14 protein-coding genes and 1 riboswitch are annotated in these 15,774 nt (G+C 61.0%); of the genes, 3 read left to right on the top strand and 11 right to left on the bottom strand.

The genetic code is table 11. The features are described from left to right. Positions 1–130: 130 nt before the first annotated feature. Positions 131–1,303 (bottom strand): cystathionine gamma-synthase, encoded by a 1,173-nt coding sequence (locus tag KBP52_RS05745; RefSeq protein ID WP_137218167.1) that lies wholly within the window; start codon positions 1,301–1,303, stop codon positions 131–133. After that, positions 1,300–2,676, bottom strand: a complete 1,377-nt coding sequence (locus KBP52_RS05740) for a pyridoxal-phosphate dependent enzyme (protein ID WP_077573278.1) — start codon at positions 2,674–2,676, stop codon at positions 1,300–1,302. Before KBP52_RS05740 ends, KBP52_RS05745 begins: the two co-directional genes overlap by 4 nt. A 423-nt stretch (positions 2,677–3,099) precedes the next feature. Between KBP52_RS05740 and metE the strand changes: the two genes are divergently transcribed. Together metE and KBP52_RS05730 are read left to right on the top strand one after the other, a co-directional pair. Continuing rightward, positions 3,100–5,388, top strand: coding sequence for a 5-methyltetrahydropteroyltriglutamate--homocysteine S-methyltransferase (metE, locus tag KBP52_RS05735; RefSeq protein ID WP_212622317.1), 2,289 nt, complete (start codon positions 3,100–3,102; stop codon positions 5,386–5,388). 214 nt (positions 5,389–5,602) lie between these two features. Further along, a complete protein-coding gene (locus KBP52_RS05730; RefSeq protein WP_212622316.1) occupies positions 5,603–6,109 on the top strand; it encodes a GNAT family N-acetyltransferase in 507 nt (168 codons plus the stop codon). Here KBP52_RS05730 and KBP52_RS05725 read toward each other — a convergent pair. From KBP52_RS05725 to KBP52_RS05710, 4 genes are all read right to left on the bottom strand, one after another. Further along, positions 6,093–6,857, bottom strand: coding sequence for an ABC transporter ATP-binding protein (locus KBP52_RS05725; RefSeq protein ID WP_212622315.1), 765 nt, complete (start codon positions 6,855–6,857; stop codon positions 6,093–6,095). The genes KBP52_RS05730 and KBP52_RS05725 overlap by 17 nt on opposite strands. After that, complete coding sequence (locus KBP52_RS05720) at positions 6,854–7,858, bottom strand: iron ABC transporter permease (RefSeq protein ID WP_177412547.1); 1,005 nt, start codon at positions 7,856–7,858, stop codon at positions 6,854–6,856. Before KBP52_RS05720 ends, KBP52_RS05725 begins: the two co-directional genes overlap by 4 nt. Before the next feature lie 8 nt (positions 7,859–7,866). Further along, positions 7,867–8,880, bottom strand: a complete 1,014-nt coding sequence (locus KBP52_RS05715; RefSeq protein ID WP_212622314.1) for an ABC transporter substrate-binding protein — start codon at positions 8,878–8,880, stop codon at positions 7,867–7,869. Positions 8,881–9,023: 143 nt separating this feature from the next. Next, positions 9,024–9,218: riboswitch (cobalamin riboswitch) on the bottom strand. 42 nt (positions 9,219–9,260) lie between these two features. Beyond that, complete coding sequence (locus KBP52_RS05710) at positions 9,261–10,196, bottom strand: Ppx/GppA family phosphatase (protein ID WP_212622313.1); 936 nt, start codon at positions 10,194–10,196, stop codon at positions 9,261–9,263. Between the two features lie 8 nt (positions 10,197–10,204). Here KBP52_RS05710 and KBP52_RS05705 point away from each other — a divergent pair, with 8 nt between their 5' ends. After that, on the top strand, positions 10,205–10,483 hold the full coding sequence (locus KBP52_RS05705; RefSeq protein ID WP_212622312.1) for a hypothetical protein: 279 nt from the start codon (positions 10,205–10,207) through the stop codon (positions 10,481–10,483). 62 nt (positions 10,484–10,545) lie between these two features. On the opposite strand, the gene phnX is transcribed toward KBP52_RS05705, so the two are convergent. From phnX to phnE, 5 genes are all read right to left on the bottom strand, one after another. Beyond that, positions 10,546–11,373 (bottom strand): phosphonoacetaldehyde hydrolase, encoded by an 828-nt coding sequence (gene phnX, locus KBP52_RS05700; RefSeq protein WP_212622311.1) that lies wholly within the window; start codon positions 11,371–11,373, stop codon positions 10,546–10,548. Positions 11,374–11,446: 73 nt separating this feature from the next. After that, positions 11,447–12,316 (bottom strand): LysR substrate-binding domain-containing protein, encoded by an 870-nt coding sequence (locus KBP52_RS05695; protein WP_212622310.1) that lies wholly within the window; start codon positions 12,314–12,316, stop codon positions 11,447–11,449. A gap of 10 nt (positions 12,317–12,326) precedes the next feature. Next, positions 12,327–13,622: an MFS transporter gene (locus KBP52_RS05690; protein WP_212622309.1), complete on the bottom strand. Its 1,296-nt coding sequence runs from the start codon at positions 13,620–13,622 to the stop codon at positions 12,327–12,329. A gap of 129 nt (positions 13,623–13,751) precedes the next feature. Beyond that, positions 13,752–14,843: an iron-containing alcohol dehydrogenase PsrA gene (psrA, locus tag KBP52_RS05685; protein ID WP_212622308.1), complete on the bottom strand. Its 1,092-nt coding sequence runs from the start codon at positions 14,841–14,843 to the stop codon at positions 13,752–13,754. Positions 14,844–14,953: 110 nt separating this feature from the next. After that, a complete protein-coding gene (gene phnE / locus KBP52_RS05680) occupies positions 14,954–15,772 on the bottom strand; it encodes a phosphonate ABC transporter, permease protein PhnE (RefSeq protein WP_116256665.1) in 819 nt (272 codons plus the stop codon). Between the last annotated feature and the right edge of the window lie 2 nt (positions 15,773–15,774).

Here is a 15,774-nt window from a genome sequence, read left to right as displayed (position 1 = left end):
GAGGCCGTACCTTTTCAATTTGGCCCGGTACTGTGGGAAGCCCGATAAACCTTGTAAGCCAGAGACCAGCACTGGCCGCCTGCTCGAACATCAAAGCCCGCTTTATGCGGGCTTTGTCGTTCCTGCAAGGTCAGATCGATTGCAGCGCCTGCGCCAGATCGGCGCGCAGGTCTTCGACGTCTTCAACGCCAACCGACAGGCGCACCAGACCATCGCCAATGCCCAGTTTCGCCCGGGTATCAGCCGGAATGGTCGCGTGGGTCATGATCGCCGGATGCTCGATCAGGCTTTCCACGCCGCCGAGACTTTCCGCCAATGCGAAGATCTTCACGTTCTCAAGGAAGCGCCGCGCGCCCGCCAGATCACTGTTCAGATCGACGGAAATCATCCCGCCGAAACCGCGCATCTGGCGCTTGGCCAACTCATGCTGCGGATGCGAAGCCAGCCCCGGATAGTAGACGCGTTTGACCTGCGGCTGCTGCTCCAGCCACTGCGCCAGATCCAGTGCGTTGCTGCAATGACGCTCCATGCGCAGCGCCAAAGTCTTCACCCCGCGCAGGGTGAGAAACGCATCGAACGGCCCGGCAATCGCACCGACGGCGTTCTGCAAGAAGCCCAGCTTCTCGGCCAGTTCTTCGTTCTGGCCGACCACGGCGATGCCGCCGATCACGTCGGAGTGACCGTTGAGATATTTGGTGGTCGAGTGCAGCACGATGTCGAAACCCAACTCCAGCGGCCGCTGGATATACGGACTGGCAAAGGTGTTGTCGGCCACGCTGATGATCCCGCGAGCGCGGCAGATACGGGCGATAGCGGCGAGGTCCGACAGGCTCAACAGCGGGTTGGTCGGTGACTCGACAATCACCAGGCGTGTATCGTCCTGCAGCGCCGCTTCGAACGCCGCCAGGTCAGTCAAATCGACGTAGCTGAAACGGTGTCCGGCACTGCGCTGACGAACCTTGTCGAACAGGCGGAACGTGCCGCCGTACAAGTCATTGCCGGAGATCACGTGCGAACCGGCATCGATCAGTTCGAGCACCGTGGAAATCGTCGCCAGCCCGGAAGCGAACGCGAATGCGCGGGTGCCACCTTCCAGATCCGCCACGCAGCGCTCCAAGGCAAAACGCGTCGGGTTGTGCGAGCGCCCGTAATCAAAACCCTTGTGCACGCCGGGGCTGTCTTGCAGGTACGTGGAGTTGGCGTAGATCGGCGGCATCAGCGCGCCGGTGGTCGGGTCTGGCGTCTGCCCGGCGTGGATCACCCGGGTCGCGAAGCCTTGGGATTTATCGTCGTGCTGACTCATGCGAGGGATCTCCGTAATTGGTTGAGCATGTCGGTGCGGGTGATCAGGCCATGGAAGCCCGATGCATCGGCGATGATGGCGACGAGGCCACGGCTGAGCACCGCTTCCAGCTCAGCAAGGCTGGCGCCGGGTGCAAGCGTTTGCAGCTTGTCGGTCATCACGCTGGACACCGATTGGCTGAAGCGCGCGGCGTCTTCGTGCACCGGCAGGAGGATGTCGGATTCGTCGATCACGCCGACCAGTTGCTTGCCTTCCACCAGCACCGGCAATTGCGAAACATCCGCAAGGCGCATGCGCTGGAACGCGGTCAGCAGGGTGTCGTCAGGGCCGACGCTGATCACGCGGCCGTCCTCGAAGCGCCGGGCGATCAGGTCGCGCAGGTCACCGTAACCCTTGCGCTGCAACAGGCCTTGATCGGTCATCCATTGGTCGTTGTAAACCTTCGACAAGTAGCGCGTGCCGGTGTCGCAAACGAAGCTGACCACGCGTTTCGGTTCGGTCTGTTCACGGCAATAGCGCAACGCGGCAGCGAGCAGGGTGCCGGTCGATGAGCCGCCGAGAATGCCTTCGGCCTTGAGCAACTGACGCGCGTGATCGAAGCTTTCTTCGTCACTGATCGAGTAGGCGTGGCGCACGCTGGAGAGGTCGGTAATCGATGGAATAAAGTCTTCACCAATGCCTTCCACCGCCCATGAACCGGGCGTCGGCATCGTGCCGTCACGGCTGTATTGCGCCATCACCGAACCGATCGGATCGGCGAGGACCATTTCCAGATCCGGTTGTACACGCTTGAAGAAGCGACTCAGGCCGGTCAGCGTACCGGCCGAACCGACACCGACGACGATGGCATCCAGATCATGTTCGGTCTGCGCCCAGATTTCCGGCGCGGTGCTGCATTCGTGGGCCAGTGGGTTGGCCGGGTTGTTGAACTGGTCGGCGAAAAATGCGCCGGGAATGTCTTTCGCCAAACGGGCGGCGACGTCCTGGTAATACTCGGGATGGCCCTTGCCGACGTCGGAGCGGGTGATGTGCACCTCGGCGCCCATGGCCTTCAAGTGCAGGACTTTCTCGGTGGACATTTTGTCCGGTACCACCAGCACCACGCGATAACCTTTGGCGCGGCCAACCAGTGCCAGGCCCAGGCCGGTGTTGCCGGCGGTGGCCTCAACGATGGTGCCACCGGGTTGCAGACGACCATCACGCTCGGCGGCGTCGATCATCGCCAGACCGATGCGGTCCTTGATCGAACCACCGGGGTTCTGCGATTCAAGTTTGAGAAACAGCGTGCAAGGCCCAGTGTCGAAGCGGGTGACTTGCACCAGTGGAGTATTGCCGATCAGCCCAAGTACGGCAGGGCGTGATTCCTTTGACATTTCTTCACCTCTTAGTGGTGTTGATCGCGTTCCAATCGCGGGGAAAAGACTCGCGTGCAACATAGGCTCAGACATCAGCTGTCGCAACCTTTAGTCGGTCGCAAATACAGCCATTTCGATCTAACGATAGATCGAAATCAAAGACCTGCCGGGGTGCTTTCGGGGGCGTTTATACGGAGGCGTCATCGAGTTTTCAAAGGGCGTCTTCATGGCGACGAACAGCTTGAATTACCAAGAAATTTACTGCCGCAAAAACCGCTCAGCTGTCGCCCGCGCTCTCAACTCTGCAATATCTTCAGGTGACAGGCTGCGATGATTCGATCATGAGGGAAACTCGTGTTGATCAAGATTAAATTGAGTTTGTCTCACTAGCGACCGATGCCGACAATGGCCGCCATCAACAGAACATTGGAGTTGTTTGTTATGGCACTGGCCCATTCCCTTGGATTTCCGCGCATCGGTCGCGACCGCGAACTGAAGAAAGCGCAAGAGGCGTTCTGGAAAGGAGAACTGAACGAGGCCGGCCTGCGTGATGTTGGCCGTGAGCTGCGCAAGGCCCACTGGGACCTGCAGAAAAACGCCGGCATCGAATTGCTCCCGGTCGGCGATTTCGCCTGGTATGACCAGGTGCTGACGCACTCGCTGATGTTCGGCGTTATCCCCGAGCGCTTCCGCCCGCATGACGGCAAAGCCAATCTGCAGACCCTGTTCGGCATGGCTCGTGGCGTCAGCGACAGTTGCTGCGGCGGTGCGCACGCCCAGGAAATGACCAAGTGGTTCGACACCAACTATCACTACCTGGTCCCTGAATTCAGTGCTGATCAGCAGTTCCAGTTGGGCTGGGATCAACTCTTCGAAGAAGTCGAAGAAGCCCGTGCGCTGGGCCACAACGTCAAACCGGTGATCATCGGTCCGCTGACGTATCTGTGGCTGGGCAAGGCCAAAGGTGCCGAATTCGACAAGCTGGAATTGCTTGATCGTTTGCTGCCGCTGTACGGGCAGATCTTCGCGCGTCTCGCCGCCCAAGGCGTCGAGTGGGTGCAGATCGACGAGCCGATTCTGGTGCTCGACCTGCCGCAGGAGTGGAAGAACGCTTTCGAGCGTGCCTACAACCAGATCCAGCGCGATCCGCTGAAAAAACTGCTCGCTACTTACTTTGGTGGTCTGGAAGAAAATCTTGGTCTGGCGGCGAACCTGCCGGTCGACGGTTTGCACATTGATCTGGTGCGCGCGCCGGAGCAGTACCCGACCATTCTTGATCGTCTGCCGGCCTATAAAGTGTTGTCCTTGGGCGTGGTCAATGGCCGTAACGTCTGGCGCTGCGATCTGGAAAATGCCTTGGCGACGTTGCAGCATGCCCATGAGCGTCTGGGTGATCGCTTGTGGGTGGCGCCGTCCTGTTCGCTGCTGCACAGCCCGGTGGATCTGGGTCGTGAAGACAAGCTCGATGCCGAGTTGAAAAGCTGGTTGGCCTTCGCTGTGCAAAAGTGCGAAGAAGTCGCGGTTCTGGCGCATGCCGTCAATGAGCCTGAGGCGCCGAAAGTGCTACGTGCATTGACTGAAAGTCGCTCGGTGCAGGCTGCACGTGCCGCTTCCCCGCGTATTCACAAACCGGCCGTTCAGGCCCGTGTCGCCGCGGTTACGGCCAAGGACAGCCAGCGTCAATCGCTGTTCGCCCAGCGTATTGCCAAGCAACGCGCCGGACTCGATCTGCCGTTGTTCCCGACCACGACGATCGGCTCGTTTCCGCAAACCGCGTCGATCCGTCTCGCTCGGCAGTCGTTCAAACAAGGCAAGTTGAGCGAAGCCGAATACACCGAGGCCATGCACAGCGAGATCCGCCACGCCGTGGAAATCCAGGAGCGTCTGGGCCTCGATGTGCTGGTGCACGGTGAAGCCGAGCGCAACGACATGGTCGAATATTTCGCCGAACAACTGGACGGCTATGTGTTCAGCCGTTTCGGCTGGGTACAAAGTTACGGTTCGCGTTGCGTGAAACCGGCAGTGATCTTCGGCGACCTCAGCCGCCCGAAAGCCATGACTGTCGAGTGGATCCGCTACGCCCAGGGCCTCACCGACAAGGTCATGAAAGGCATGCTGACCGGCCCGGTGACCATGCTGATGTGGTCGTTCCCCCGTGAGGACGTCAGCCGTGAAGTGCAGGCGCGGCAACTGGCGCTGGCGATTCGCGACGAAGTGGTGGATCTGGAAGCCGCCGGCATCAAGATCGTGCAGATCGACGAAGCGGCGTTCCGTGAAGGTCTGCCGTTGCGTCAGGCGCAGTGGCAGCATTATCTGGACTGGGCGACGGAAGTGTTCCGTCTGTGCGCCTCGGGCGTGCGCGACGAAACGCAGATCCACACGCACATGTGCTACAGCGAATTCAACGATGTGATCGAGTCGATTGCGGCGATGGATGCCGATGTGATCACCATCGAAACCTCGCGTTCGGACATGGAATTGCTGGATGCCTTCGAAGCCTTCGCTTACCCGAACGACATCGGCCCGGGCGTCTACGATATCCACTCGCCACGCATCCCGGATGCTTCGGAAATGGCTAATCTGCTGCGCAAGGCTGCCAAGCGGATTCCGGCAGAACGGCTGTGGGTCAACCCGGATTGCGGTTTGAAAACCCGTGGCTGGCCGGAGACGGAAGCGGCACTGGTGCACATGGTCACCGCCGCCCGCCAACTGCGCAAAGAGCTGGCCTGACACCTACAGCTGGAATACACACAATCCCCTGTAGGAGTGAGCCTGCTCGCGATGGCGTCGCATCAGTCACTAATGAGTTGACTGACACACCGCTATCGCGAGCAGGCTCACTCCTACAAGGGTTGTGTATGAAGTTCAGAGTCGGGGATTTCCTTGGCATCGCCGGGAGGCTGTTGCTACTGTAGTCAGCCGCAGTTCAGGTGTTTGCCGCTACATGAGTGATCAACCCGTTATCCAGACCGTGTCCGACGCCGACATTCCTGAAGTTCTGAATTTTGTCTTAAAGGCCCGCGCCGAGCTTTTCCCCAAGCTCAGCGCGACCGGCATGCCCGACGATCTGGCGCGTTTTGCCGAGGTTTATCTGCGTGGGGCAGGGCGCTTTCTGATTGCTCGCCATGAAGGACAAATCGTCGCGTCCATCGGCTATCTCCCTTACGATCGGCGCTTCCCGCACTTGCCCTATCCGGACCTTGAAGTAGTGGAAATCGTCCGTCTGTTTGTCCTGCCATCGCAGCGCCGCTCAGGGTTGGCCGCGGCGATATATCGATCACTCAAAGACTTGGCACTCGCCGACGGAGTCGAGGTGATCTACCTGCACACCCATCCGTTTCTGCCGGGGGCCATCGCGTTCTGGCAACGCCAAGGCTTCGACATTATCGATGTCGACGCTGACCCGGTCTGGCAGACCACTCACATGCACAACGTCATGAGTGGAATCTGAGAATCTGCGCCCCATCGAACGGGTCCGTCAGATAGTGCGCCCTGACCCCGAACGTCTCCTGTAAGCGCTGCGGTGTCAGCACCGCCAGCGGTTCGCCCAACGCCACCAGCCGCCCGCGCTCCAGCACCGCCAGACGATCGCATTTCAACGCCTGATTAAGATCATGCAGCGCAATCAACGTGGTCACCGGCAACGCCTGCACCACGTTGAGGATGGTCAGTTGATGCTGAATGTCGAGGTGGTTGGCCGGTTCGTCCAGCAACAGGATTTGCGGTCGCTGCGCCAGGGCCCGAGCAATGTGTACCCGTTGTCGCTCACCACCGGACAGGCTGCGCCACAGGCGTGTGCGCAGGTGCATCGCGTCAACGTCAGTCAACGCCTGCTCGACGATGGCGTCGTCCACCTGCGACCACGGCTGCAGCGCCGACAGCCAAGGCGTGCGCCCCAACGCCACCGCATCGAACACGCGAATGCCGTCGTCGGTGTCGGCCTGTTGTTCGACCACCGCCAGCTTTTGCGCAATGCTGCGCCGGGCCATTTTGCCCAGGCGCTGACCTTCGAGCAGGACCTCGCCAGCGCTCGGTTCACGTAGCCCGGCCAGCAACTTCAACAGGGTGGATTTTCCCGATCCATTCGGTCCGACGATGCCCAGCGTCTCGCCGCGCTGCACCTCAAGGCTGACACCATTGAGCAACTCGGCGCCGCGCACCTTGAAGGTCAACCCGGAGCAACTCAGAACACTGCTCATCGCGCCGATCTCCGACCCACCAGAATCAGGGCAAACACCGGTGCACCGACCAATGCTGTAATCACCCCGACGGGAATCACCTGGCCCTTGATCAAGGTGCGCGACAACACATCGGCAGCAATCAGAAACACCGCGCCGCCCAACGCACTGGCCGGCAGCAGGCGTGCATGACCGGTGCCGAGCAACAGCCGCGCGGCGTGGGGAATCACCAGCCCGACAAAACCGATCGAACCGACAATAGACACCATCACCGCCGTCACCAGCGCCGCGCAGCCAATCAATAGAATCTGCACACGTCGCACCGGAATACCGAGAGACGCCGCCGAGTCCGCACCAAAGGTGAACGCATCCAGCGCGCGCCGATGCCACAGACATACAACCAACCCCAACACGGCCACCGGCACCGCCAGCCACACCGACGGCCAACGCACACCACCCAGATTGCCCAGCAGCCAGAACATGATCCCGCGTGCCTGCTCGGAGCTGGCCGAGCGGGTGATCAAAAAAGCCGTCAGCGCATTGAACAGCTGCGAGCCGGCGATCCCGGCAAGAATGATTTGCCCGGTGCCGCTGGCCGAACCGCTGACCCGCGCCAGCAGAATCACCAGCACGAACGCCGTGACCGCGCCGGCGAAGGCACCGACTGACAGCGAGATCATCCCGGCGCCAACACCGAGCAGCGCCACCATCACCGCTCCGGTCGAGGCGCCGGCAGAAATCCCCAGCAGATACGGATCGGCCAACGGGTTGCGCAACAGCGACTGCAAAATCACCCCGCACGTCGCCAACCCGGCACCGCACGCCGCCGCGACCAGTGCGCGGGTCAGGCGGTAGTTCCAGACGATGCCTTCATCGATAGGGTCGAGCGCGTACCCGGCGGCCCACAATTTGTTCGCCAGCACTTGCATCACCACGCTCGGTTCAATCGAGGTCTCACCAATGGCCACGCCAGCAACCACTGCAATCAACAGCGTCGCCAGGGCCAGCAACGTACGGATCAGGCTGGCACTCATTGCGACAGGTCATAGCCGTTGATGGCCGTGGCCAGTTGCTCGATGCCGTCGAACATGCGCAGGCTCGCCTGCATGGCCATGGCGTCGAGAATGATGATGCGGTTGTGTTTCACCGCGTCCATGTTGCGCGTCACCGGGTCGCTGCGCAGAAAGGCGAGTTTCTTTTCATAGTCGTCAGCGGGGAAGCGGCGACGGTCCATGCGCGCGATGACGAGGAAGGTCGGATTGGCTTTGGCGATGGTTTCCCAGCCGACCGTTGGCCACTCTTCATCGGACTCCACCACGTTGCGCACGCCGAGGGTGTCGAGCATGAAATCGGGAATGCCTTTATGTCCGGCCACGAACGGCTCGATGTCCATTTCGGCGCTGGAAAACCAGACCAGCGCGCTGGCATCCTTCAGCCGTTTGCCCTGGGCGGTGGCAATCGATTTGGCGAGGCTGGCCTTGAGTTCGTCGTTGAGCTGCTGGCCACGCTCCTGCACATCGAAGATTTGCGCCAGTTGGCTCACGCTTTTGTAAATCGTCTCGATGCGAAACGGCGCCAGTCGCGTGCCGTCGGCGCCGACGAGGTTGTCCTTGGCTTCGCAATCGGAAGGCAGCAGGTAGGTCGGAATCTTCAGTTCATGAAACTGCTCGCGGGTGCCGACCGCGCCTTGCGGGCCGACCATCCATTCCAGCTCCACGGCGACCAGTTCCGGGCGCTTGCCGATCACCGATTCGAAACTCGGTTCGTTGTCAGCCAGACGCTCGATCTTGTCGTTCTGCGCCTTGTACTTGTCCAGCACGTTGTTGAACCACAGCGACGTGCCGACGACTTTGTCGCCCAGGCCCATGGCGTAGAGCATTTCCGTGCCGGCCTGGCCGATGGTCACGGTGCGCGTCGGGGCGTGCTGGAAGCTCAGGCTGCTGCCGCAGTTTTCGACGGTCAGTGGATAGACAGTCGAGGCCGCCTGCGCCATGGCGCCAAGGGTCAGGCCGGTGATGAGGGTGGCGATGCGGGGCAGCAGCATGGGGCAGTCTCCGAGGGAACCGTACGGGGAGCGGGAGAGTACGGTCTGGAAACACACCATCGAACGCGGTCAGGAAAACAGCGCAAGGCCGGGCAGCCAACGAAGACGCGCACGGCACGATGTCCTTCCCGGACACCCCGCCGGTTAGTAATCACTGTGCCGGCAGGTCTCCTGACTGATGCGTCATCGCCTGGCTCCGGCCTTCCCGGGATTCACCCAGTGGCAGTCGTGGAGCAGGCTCGGCACCTACAGTTGCGGGGGCAGTTCCGGTCAGTGCTGAGCAAGCACCTCGGATTCCCTGTTAGTCCCGTTCGGGAACCGACGGCGGCATGGTAGTCGATCGAGCCGCTGAAGGGGAGACGAATCTGTCGTGGTGAGGATTAGTGTTGGCTCATCAAACCGTGCAACACGCCCAGACGCAGGCCCGGTTCGGAGGGCAGCATTTGTGCAATGCCGAACACTTTGAATGCCGCCAGCATCAATACCAAACCGCCGGGCAGAATACTCTGGCGGTGTGGTTGCAGACCGGCCAGCTTGAGCTGTTGCACGTTGTTCACTTTCAGCAAAAGCAGCGACAGGCGCAGCAGCCCGCCATAGGTGATGCCGTCCTGACCGAAGTCGTTGAGGCGATTGGCCTTGAGCACTTTGGCGAGCATGCGCGCAGTGCCGGAAGAGCCGATGGTCTGCTGCCAGCCCTGAGCACGGTAGCGCCGGGCAACCTTTTCAAACTGCAGGATGGCGAAGCGTTCGGCCTCCTGTAGCGCGCCGGCAGACACGTCACCGCCACGAAAGAAGCGCGTGCTCAAGGTGCCACTGCCGATGGCGATGCTTTCGGTTAACAAGGGTTGTGAGCCCTGGCCGAGGATCAGCTCGGTGGAGCCGCCGCCGATGTCGACCACCAGACGCATGTCTGCGGCGCTCGGCAAGGCGTGGGTCACGCCGGCGTAGACCAGCCGCGCCTCTTCATGGCCGCAAATGACGTCGATGGGAAAGCCCAGATGCCGCTCGGCGCTGGCGAGAAACAGTTGCGCATTGTCAGCCTCGCGCACCGCGCTGGTTGCCACCGCACGAACCCGGCCGGCTTCGAAACCGCGCAGTTTCTTGCCGAACCGCGCCAATGCCTGCCAGCCGCGATCCAGTGCCAACGCATCCAGCGCGCCACCGTCAAAACCTTCAGCGAGGCGCACCGGCTCACGCAGGGTTTTCACTTCCTGAATCTGCAAGCCTTTGCGGCTGCGCACCGACTGGCCGATCATCAGGCGAAAGGCATTCGAACCCAGGTCGATGGCGGCAAACAGCGAGGCGTCGTCTTTCATGGGAATCCTTGCAGAGCGTCCGTCGCGAGGCTCAAGACGGTTTGCGAGGATTCTGCCGTAATCTTGATGACATCCTGATGACGGGGCAGGGGCGGTTCAATGAATTTGCGGCTGTCATGACACTGTCATTATCCGGCGTCTATGCTGAGGCCAATACATCGCGTGTTCTTAAAGTTTTTGCTGCCGGTTTTGGCAGCTTTTTTTTGCCCGCGATTTGGCAATGCCGCGAACTGATCGTTCCCACGCTCCGCGTGGTAATGCCTCTAGGGACGCTCCGCGTCCAGTGACGCGGAGCGTCACGGGCTGCATTCCCACGCAGAGCGTGGGAACGATCAGGGGTAGGGGCTACTCAGCAGGCTTGTGGGGTTTCGCCCCGGGCCAGACGCGCATTGATGTCTTCGATCACTTCAGGCAAATCGGCAATGGTGTCGATCAGATAATGCGGGCGCGAAGGCGCGAACATCTTGCCAATTCGCTCACGTTCCTCTGCCAGACGATCCGATGGCAGCGCTTTGAACTGCTCATAGGTCAGCCCCAACGCATTCCCCGAGCAGGTCAACGCCACCGTCCACATCCCCGCGCTACGCCCTTCAAGAATTCCGGGCCAGGTGTCATCGACCTTGACGCACGCCGCCACGTCACTGATGCCCAAGGCAATCACGTTGGCCAACGCCTGCGCCGGATAGGGCCGGCCATTCGGCACCTCATCGGTGGCGACGACATGGTCAGCGACGTAGCCATTTTCCCGCGCCAGTTCGACAACCTTGGCCATCACCACCGCTGGATAACCCGAGCACGAACCGATTTTCAACCCCTTGTCGCGCAACGCCGCAATCGCATCGAGCGCACCCGGGATCAACGCCGAATGCAGGGCGATTTTCTCGATCTGCAGCGGCATGAAACGTTCGTAGATCGCCGTTACATCGTCATCGCTCGGCACGCGGTCGAACGCCGCACGATAACGCTCGGCAATCTGCGGCAGGTTGCACAGCGTGCGAATGTGATCCCACTTGCCCATGCCCATCGGACCGCGCGCTTCTTCCAGCGACACCGCGACGCCAAACTCGGCAAAGGCCTCGACGAAAATCTGCGTCGGCGCAAACGAGCCGAAATCGACAACGGTGCCGGCCCAGTCAAGGATCGCGGCTTGCAGGTGAGTCGGTTGTTGGTACTGCATGGTCAATCTCCGTTTTCAGGTAAGCGTGGGCCGTCCCTCGGCAATGAGGTAGGCGGTCAAGGGTCAGTGCTGATCAGGTCAGCGGTGGGTTCGCATCAAACAGTTCGGCAATTACTGGCCGGTTCCTGCGGATGCCGAGGCAGCACAGGTGGTATTCGATAAAGAACGGGTGATCGACAAAGGTGATCGGCGTGGTGCCGGGTGTTTCGGCGTACTCGACGGCCGAGACAAAACCGATGCCGATGCCTTTGACGATCGCGTGGACGATGGCTTCGCGGCTGTTGAGTTGCATGACGCAATCGAGCTCGATATCGAGACGCTTGCAGCTTTCTTCCACCAGTTGCCGGGTGCGCGCGCTGGATTCGCGCATCACCCATTTTTCGCCGCTGATTTCACCGATGTGAACCTGCGCCTGGCGGGCCCAAGGATGGTCATCGCGGACCACGGCGATGATCGGATAACGGTGATACAGCCGCGTGTGGAAGCGCTCATCGAATTCCGACAAGGCCAGGATCGCCACATCGATATCGAAGTTGAACAACCGCGCCAGGGTGTCCTTTTCCGAGGAAAACGAAGTTTCCAGTTCGATATCCGGGTGGCGCTGCATCAGCTCATAGGTCAGGTTCATGGCAATCGGCGGTGACACCGCGCCGAGGCGCAACATGCCGGTCTTGCGCTGCTTGAAGCTCTGCAACAGTTGCACGGCTTCATCCTCCTGACCGAACAGGCCCTGAGTGATCGCATAGAGCTTGTGCCCGGCGGCGCTCATTTCGATGTAGCGGCCGCGCCGGTGGAACAGCTCCACCGAGAAGGTGTTTTCCAGCGCGTTGACCTGCTCGCTGACGGTCGGCTGGCCGACGCTGAGGTACTCCGCAGCGAGGGTAAAGCTGCCGGTTTTGGCCACCGCATGAAACGAACGCAACCACTTGTGATACTGGTACATGCAAGCCCCGTCAGCGTCGAATGAACAATGCCACTGCCGCACTGCACAGGCAGGCGCTGGTGACCACTATGAAGATCAGAGACGTATTTGCCGTGGTGTCAAGCAGACGCCCGATCAGTGGCTCGGCCAATCCGGCGAACAGGTACGAGGAAAAGTTCATGATCCCGGTCGCCGTACCGGCGCGTTTGGCCCCCACCAGATCCGGGCACAGCGCCCAGAAACTCGAGGCCGGGCCGTAGACGAAGAAGCCGCAAAGGAACAGGGCGATCAGGCCTATGACGCTGTGCGGCGGCAGGCTCCACATCCACAGGCTGGTGGCGGCGCCGAGGAACATATAGAGCATGATCGCCAGATACCGCTTGGAGCCGAACAGTTTGTCCGACACCCAGCCGTTGCTCAGTGCACCGACCGCCATGCCGACGGGGAGGGCGACAGTGATCCATTTCGGATCGATCATGCCGTCACCGCTTTTCCAGTCAGCGCCGAGAAAGTGCACCGGCACCCAGACGATCAAGCCGTAGCGTGCAGCGTTCTGAAAGCCCAGTGACAGCGCGGCGATCAGCAGGCGAGGGTTCTTCAACACGGCTTTGTAGCGTTGGGCCGAGGACTCGACTTCGCCCTGTGCGGCTTCCTGATGCTTGTCGTCAGCGTTGGCCACACCGGTATCGCCCACCGGCTCGAAGCCCAGATCCTGCGGGCGTTCGCGGGCAACCAGATAGAAAATGATCCCGCCGGCGAGCATCAGCAGCACCGGCAAACGGAAGATCCAGCGCCATTCCAGTTGCAGCACTTCGAGCACGACGATAGAGGTGACGTACGACAGAATCGACGCGCAACCGGCGGCGAAGGTGTAGAAGCCATAGACCTTGCCGCGTTCACCCGCCGCCCACCAATTGGCAATCAACCGACCGCCCGGCGCCCAGCCCAAGGCCTGAAAGTAGCCGTTGACGCCCCACGGCAGAATCAGGCTGGTGAAACCGCTGGCAAAACTGGTCACCCAGTTGGCACCGCAGGACAACACCGCACCCAGTGTCATGATCCGCCGACCACCGAATTTATCGGCGAGGTTGCCGTTGATGGCTTGGCCAATGGCGTAGGCCCAGAGCATCGCCGCAGAAGCCCAGCCGAGGGTTTCCTTGCTCAGGCCGAACTCGGCCTGAATCCCCGGGATGGCAAAACCGAAGGTCTGCCGCCCGGTGTAGAAAAACAGGTAACAGAACATCGCCGCCAGCAGCATGCGCCACTGGGCGACCCGGAACGAGGCAGAACGTACGGCGAGACCAGGCATGGTTTGGGCACGATTCATGATCTTTTCCTTATTGTTGTCGGTTCCCGTCGGTTGTCGTCGGCGGGTGCACTCTTTTTCGGTGCGGCAGGAAATCACCGCGGCTGTATGCCGCTGGCGGTGCTTGGGTTACTCGGGTGTTATCAGGCGTCAGGCGGCTTGCGAACCGATGAAGTTCTTGCCGCGCGCGCCCTGCATCGCGAGCTGGATGATGGCTTCGGCGTCCTTGGCCGAGACGCCGTAATCGGCAAACTCGGTCTTCACCCCGAGGCTGTGCAGGAACTCGCGCAGTTGCTGTTGGGCTTTGCCCAGGTCCGTGCCGAACACCCGTTGCAAGGTACGGTCGCGAGTGGCGTCATGACCCCAGGCCAAACCCAATACCAACGGCAAGGTGAAGGAGCAGGCGATGCCGTGGGGCAAGCCGTGACGCAAGGTCATCTCATAGGAGATCGAATGCGCCAGCGCGGTTTTGGTGTTGGAAAACGCTAGCCCGGCCTTGAGCGCAGCGAGTGCCATGCGGCTGCGCAAGTCGTGACTGGAGAGGTCTTTGTGCAGGCGCGGCAGGCATTCGAGAATGTCTTCAATCGCGGAAATCGCGAAGGTGTCGGATACCGGGTTGGCGTTGACATTCCAGATCGCTTCCAGCGCATGCGACAGCGCATCGAGACCGGTGGAAACGGTGACACTGGCCGGTACGGTGAGCATCAGTTGCGGGTCGATGATCGCCACGCGAGGCCAGGTGCAATCCAGATGCAGCGAATATTTTTTCTGGCTGGCGCTGTCCCAGATCGTCGCCCACGGCGTGACTTCGCTGCCGGTGCCGGCGGTGGTTGGCGCGGCGATCAGTTGTTTGCAACGGGCCGGGGTGAACGGTTTGCCGCTGGACAGCAGGCTCAGCAGTTCATCGAACCGGCCGGATTCGGTGCCGACGATCAACGCTTTGGCGGTGTCGATGGCGCTGCCGCCGCCCACGGCGAGGACCACGTCACAGTCGCCGGCGTGCTGCCAGAAGTGCTCGTACGTGCTGCGCAGATGGGCGACGTCGGGGTTGGGCTGGACGTCTTCGACAATGTAGATCAAACGCTCGCCGAGCAAGGCTTGCAGGCGATCGACCAGCCCCAGCCCACGCGCTTCGGGAAAGGTAACGAGGGCGACGCGCTGCTGCTCGGTGATGGCGGCAAGGTCTTGCAGGCTGCCCCAGCCGAAGCGGGTATCGACGGGGTTCTGAAAACGGGCAGTCATGGTGGATCCTTATTGTTGTTGTCGTGTGGCCACATACTCGATGGCGGCCGACAACGGTACAAATCGATAATTCGCAGGTTTGAATCGGTTCAGCCGATAGCAGCTTTACGCTAGTGCGCCGAACCGCTCTGGATCGCCGCGCGCAGGCGGCTGGAGATGGCGTCGGCGACAATCACCATGAAGGTGATGACGATGATGCAGGTCGCGGTTTCCTGGTATTTGAACAACTTCAGGCTGCTCACCAGTTCGAATCCCAGGCCGCCGGCGCCGACCATGCCAAGCACGGTGGCCGAGCGCAGGTTGACTTCGAAGCGGTACAGAATCACAGCGATCCATGCGGTGATGACCTGCGGCAGCACGCCAAACACGATCACTTGTAGCGGCCGCGCACCGGTCGCTTGTAGCGCTTCAATCGGGCCCTGGTCGATCTCTTCGATGCTCTCGGCGAAGAACTTGCCGAGCATGCCCAGGCCATGCAGCGCCAGCGCCAATACACCGGGGAACGGCCCGAGCCCGACCGCCGAGACAAAGATCAGCGCGAGGATCAGTTCGTTGATGCTGCGGGTGAAATTCAATGCCTGACGAGTGGCGTGAAACAGCCAGCGGTTGCGGCTCAGATTGCGTGCCGCGAGAAACGACAGCGGAATCGCCAACAACACGCCAAGCAAGGTGCCCCAAATGGCGATCTGCAAGGTTTCCACCGCTGGCGCGAGCAGACGCGGAAGAATGCTCAGATCCGGTGGGAAGGTGCGCGAAAGGAAATCACCGATCTGCGGCAATCCCGCTGCCAGTTCACCAAGGCTGAGCTGCGCACCTTGCGCGCTCCAGTTCAGCGTCCACAGCACAATCAGGACGACGGCGCCGGTGGTCAGCCAACTGCGCGGGCCACGCGGACGATCGCCGACCCACTGGTAGTTTTGCGATTGCATGT

Origin of the sequence: Pseudomonas sp. SCA2728.1_7 (assembly GCF_018138145.1) — a bacterium.
Lineage (GTDB): Bacteria > Pseudomonadota > Gammaproteobacteria > Pseudomonadales > Pseudomonadaceae > Aquipseudomonas > Aquipseudomonas koreensis_A.
The sequence above is the reverse complement of the archived record's forward strand: the minus strand, read 5'-3'. Positions and strand labels throughout refer to the sequence as shown.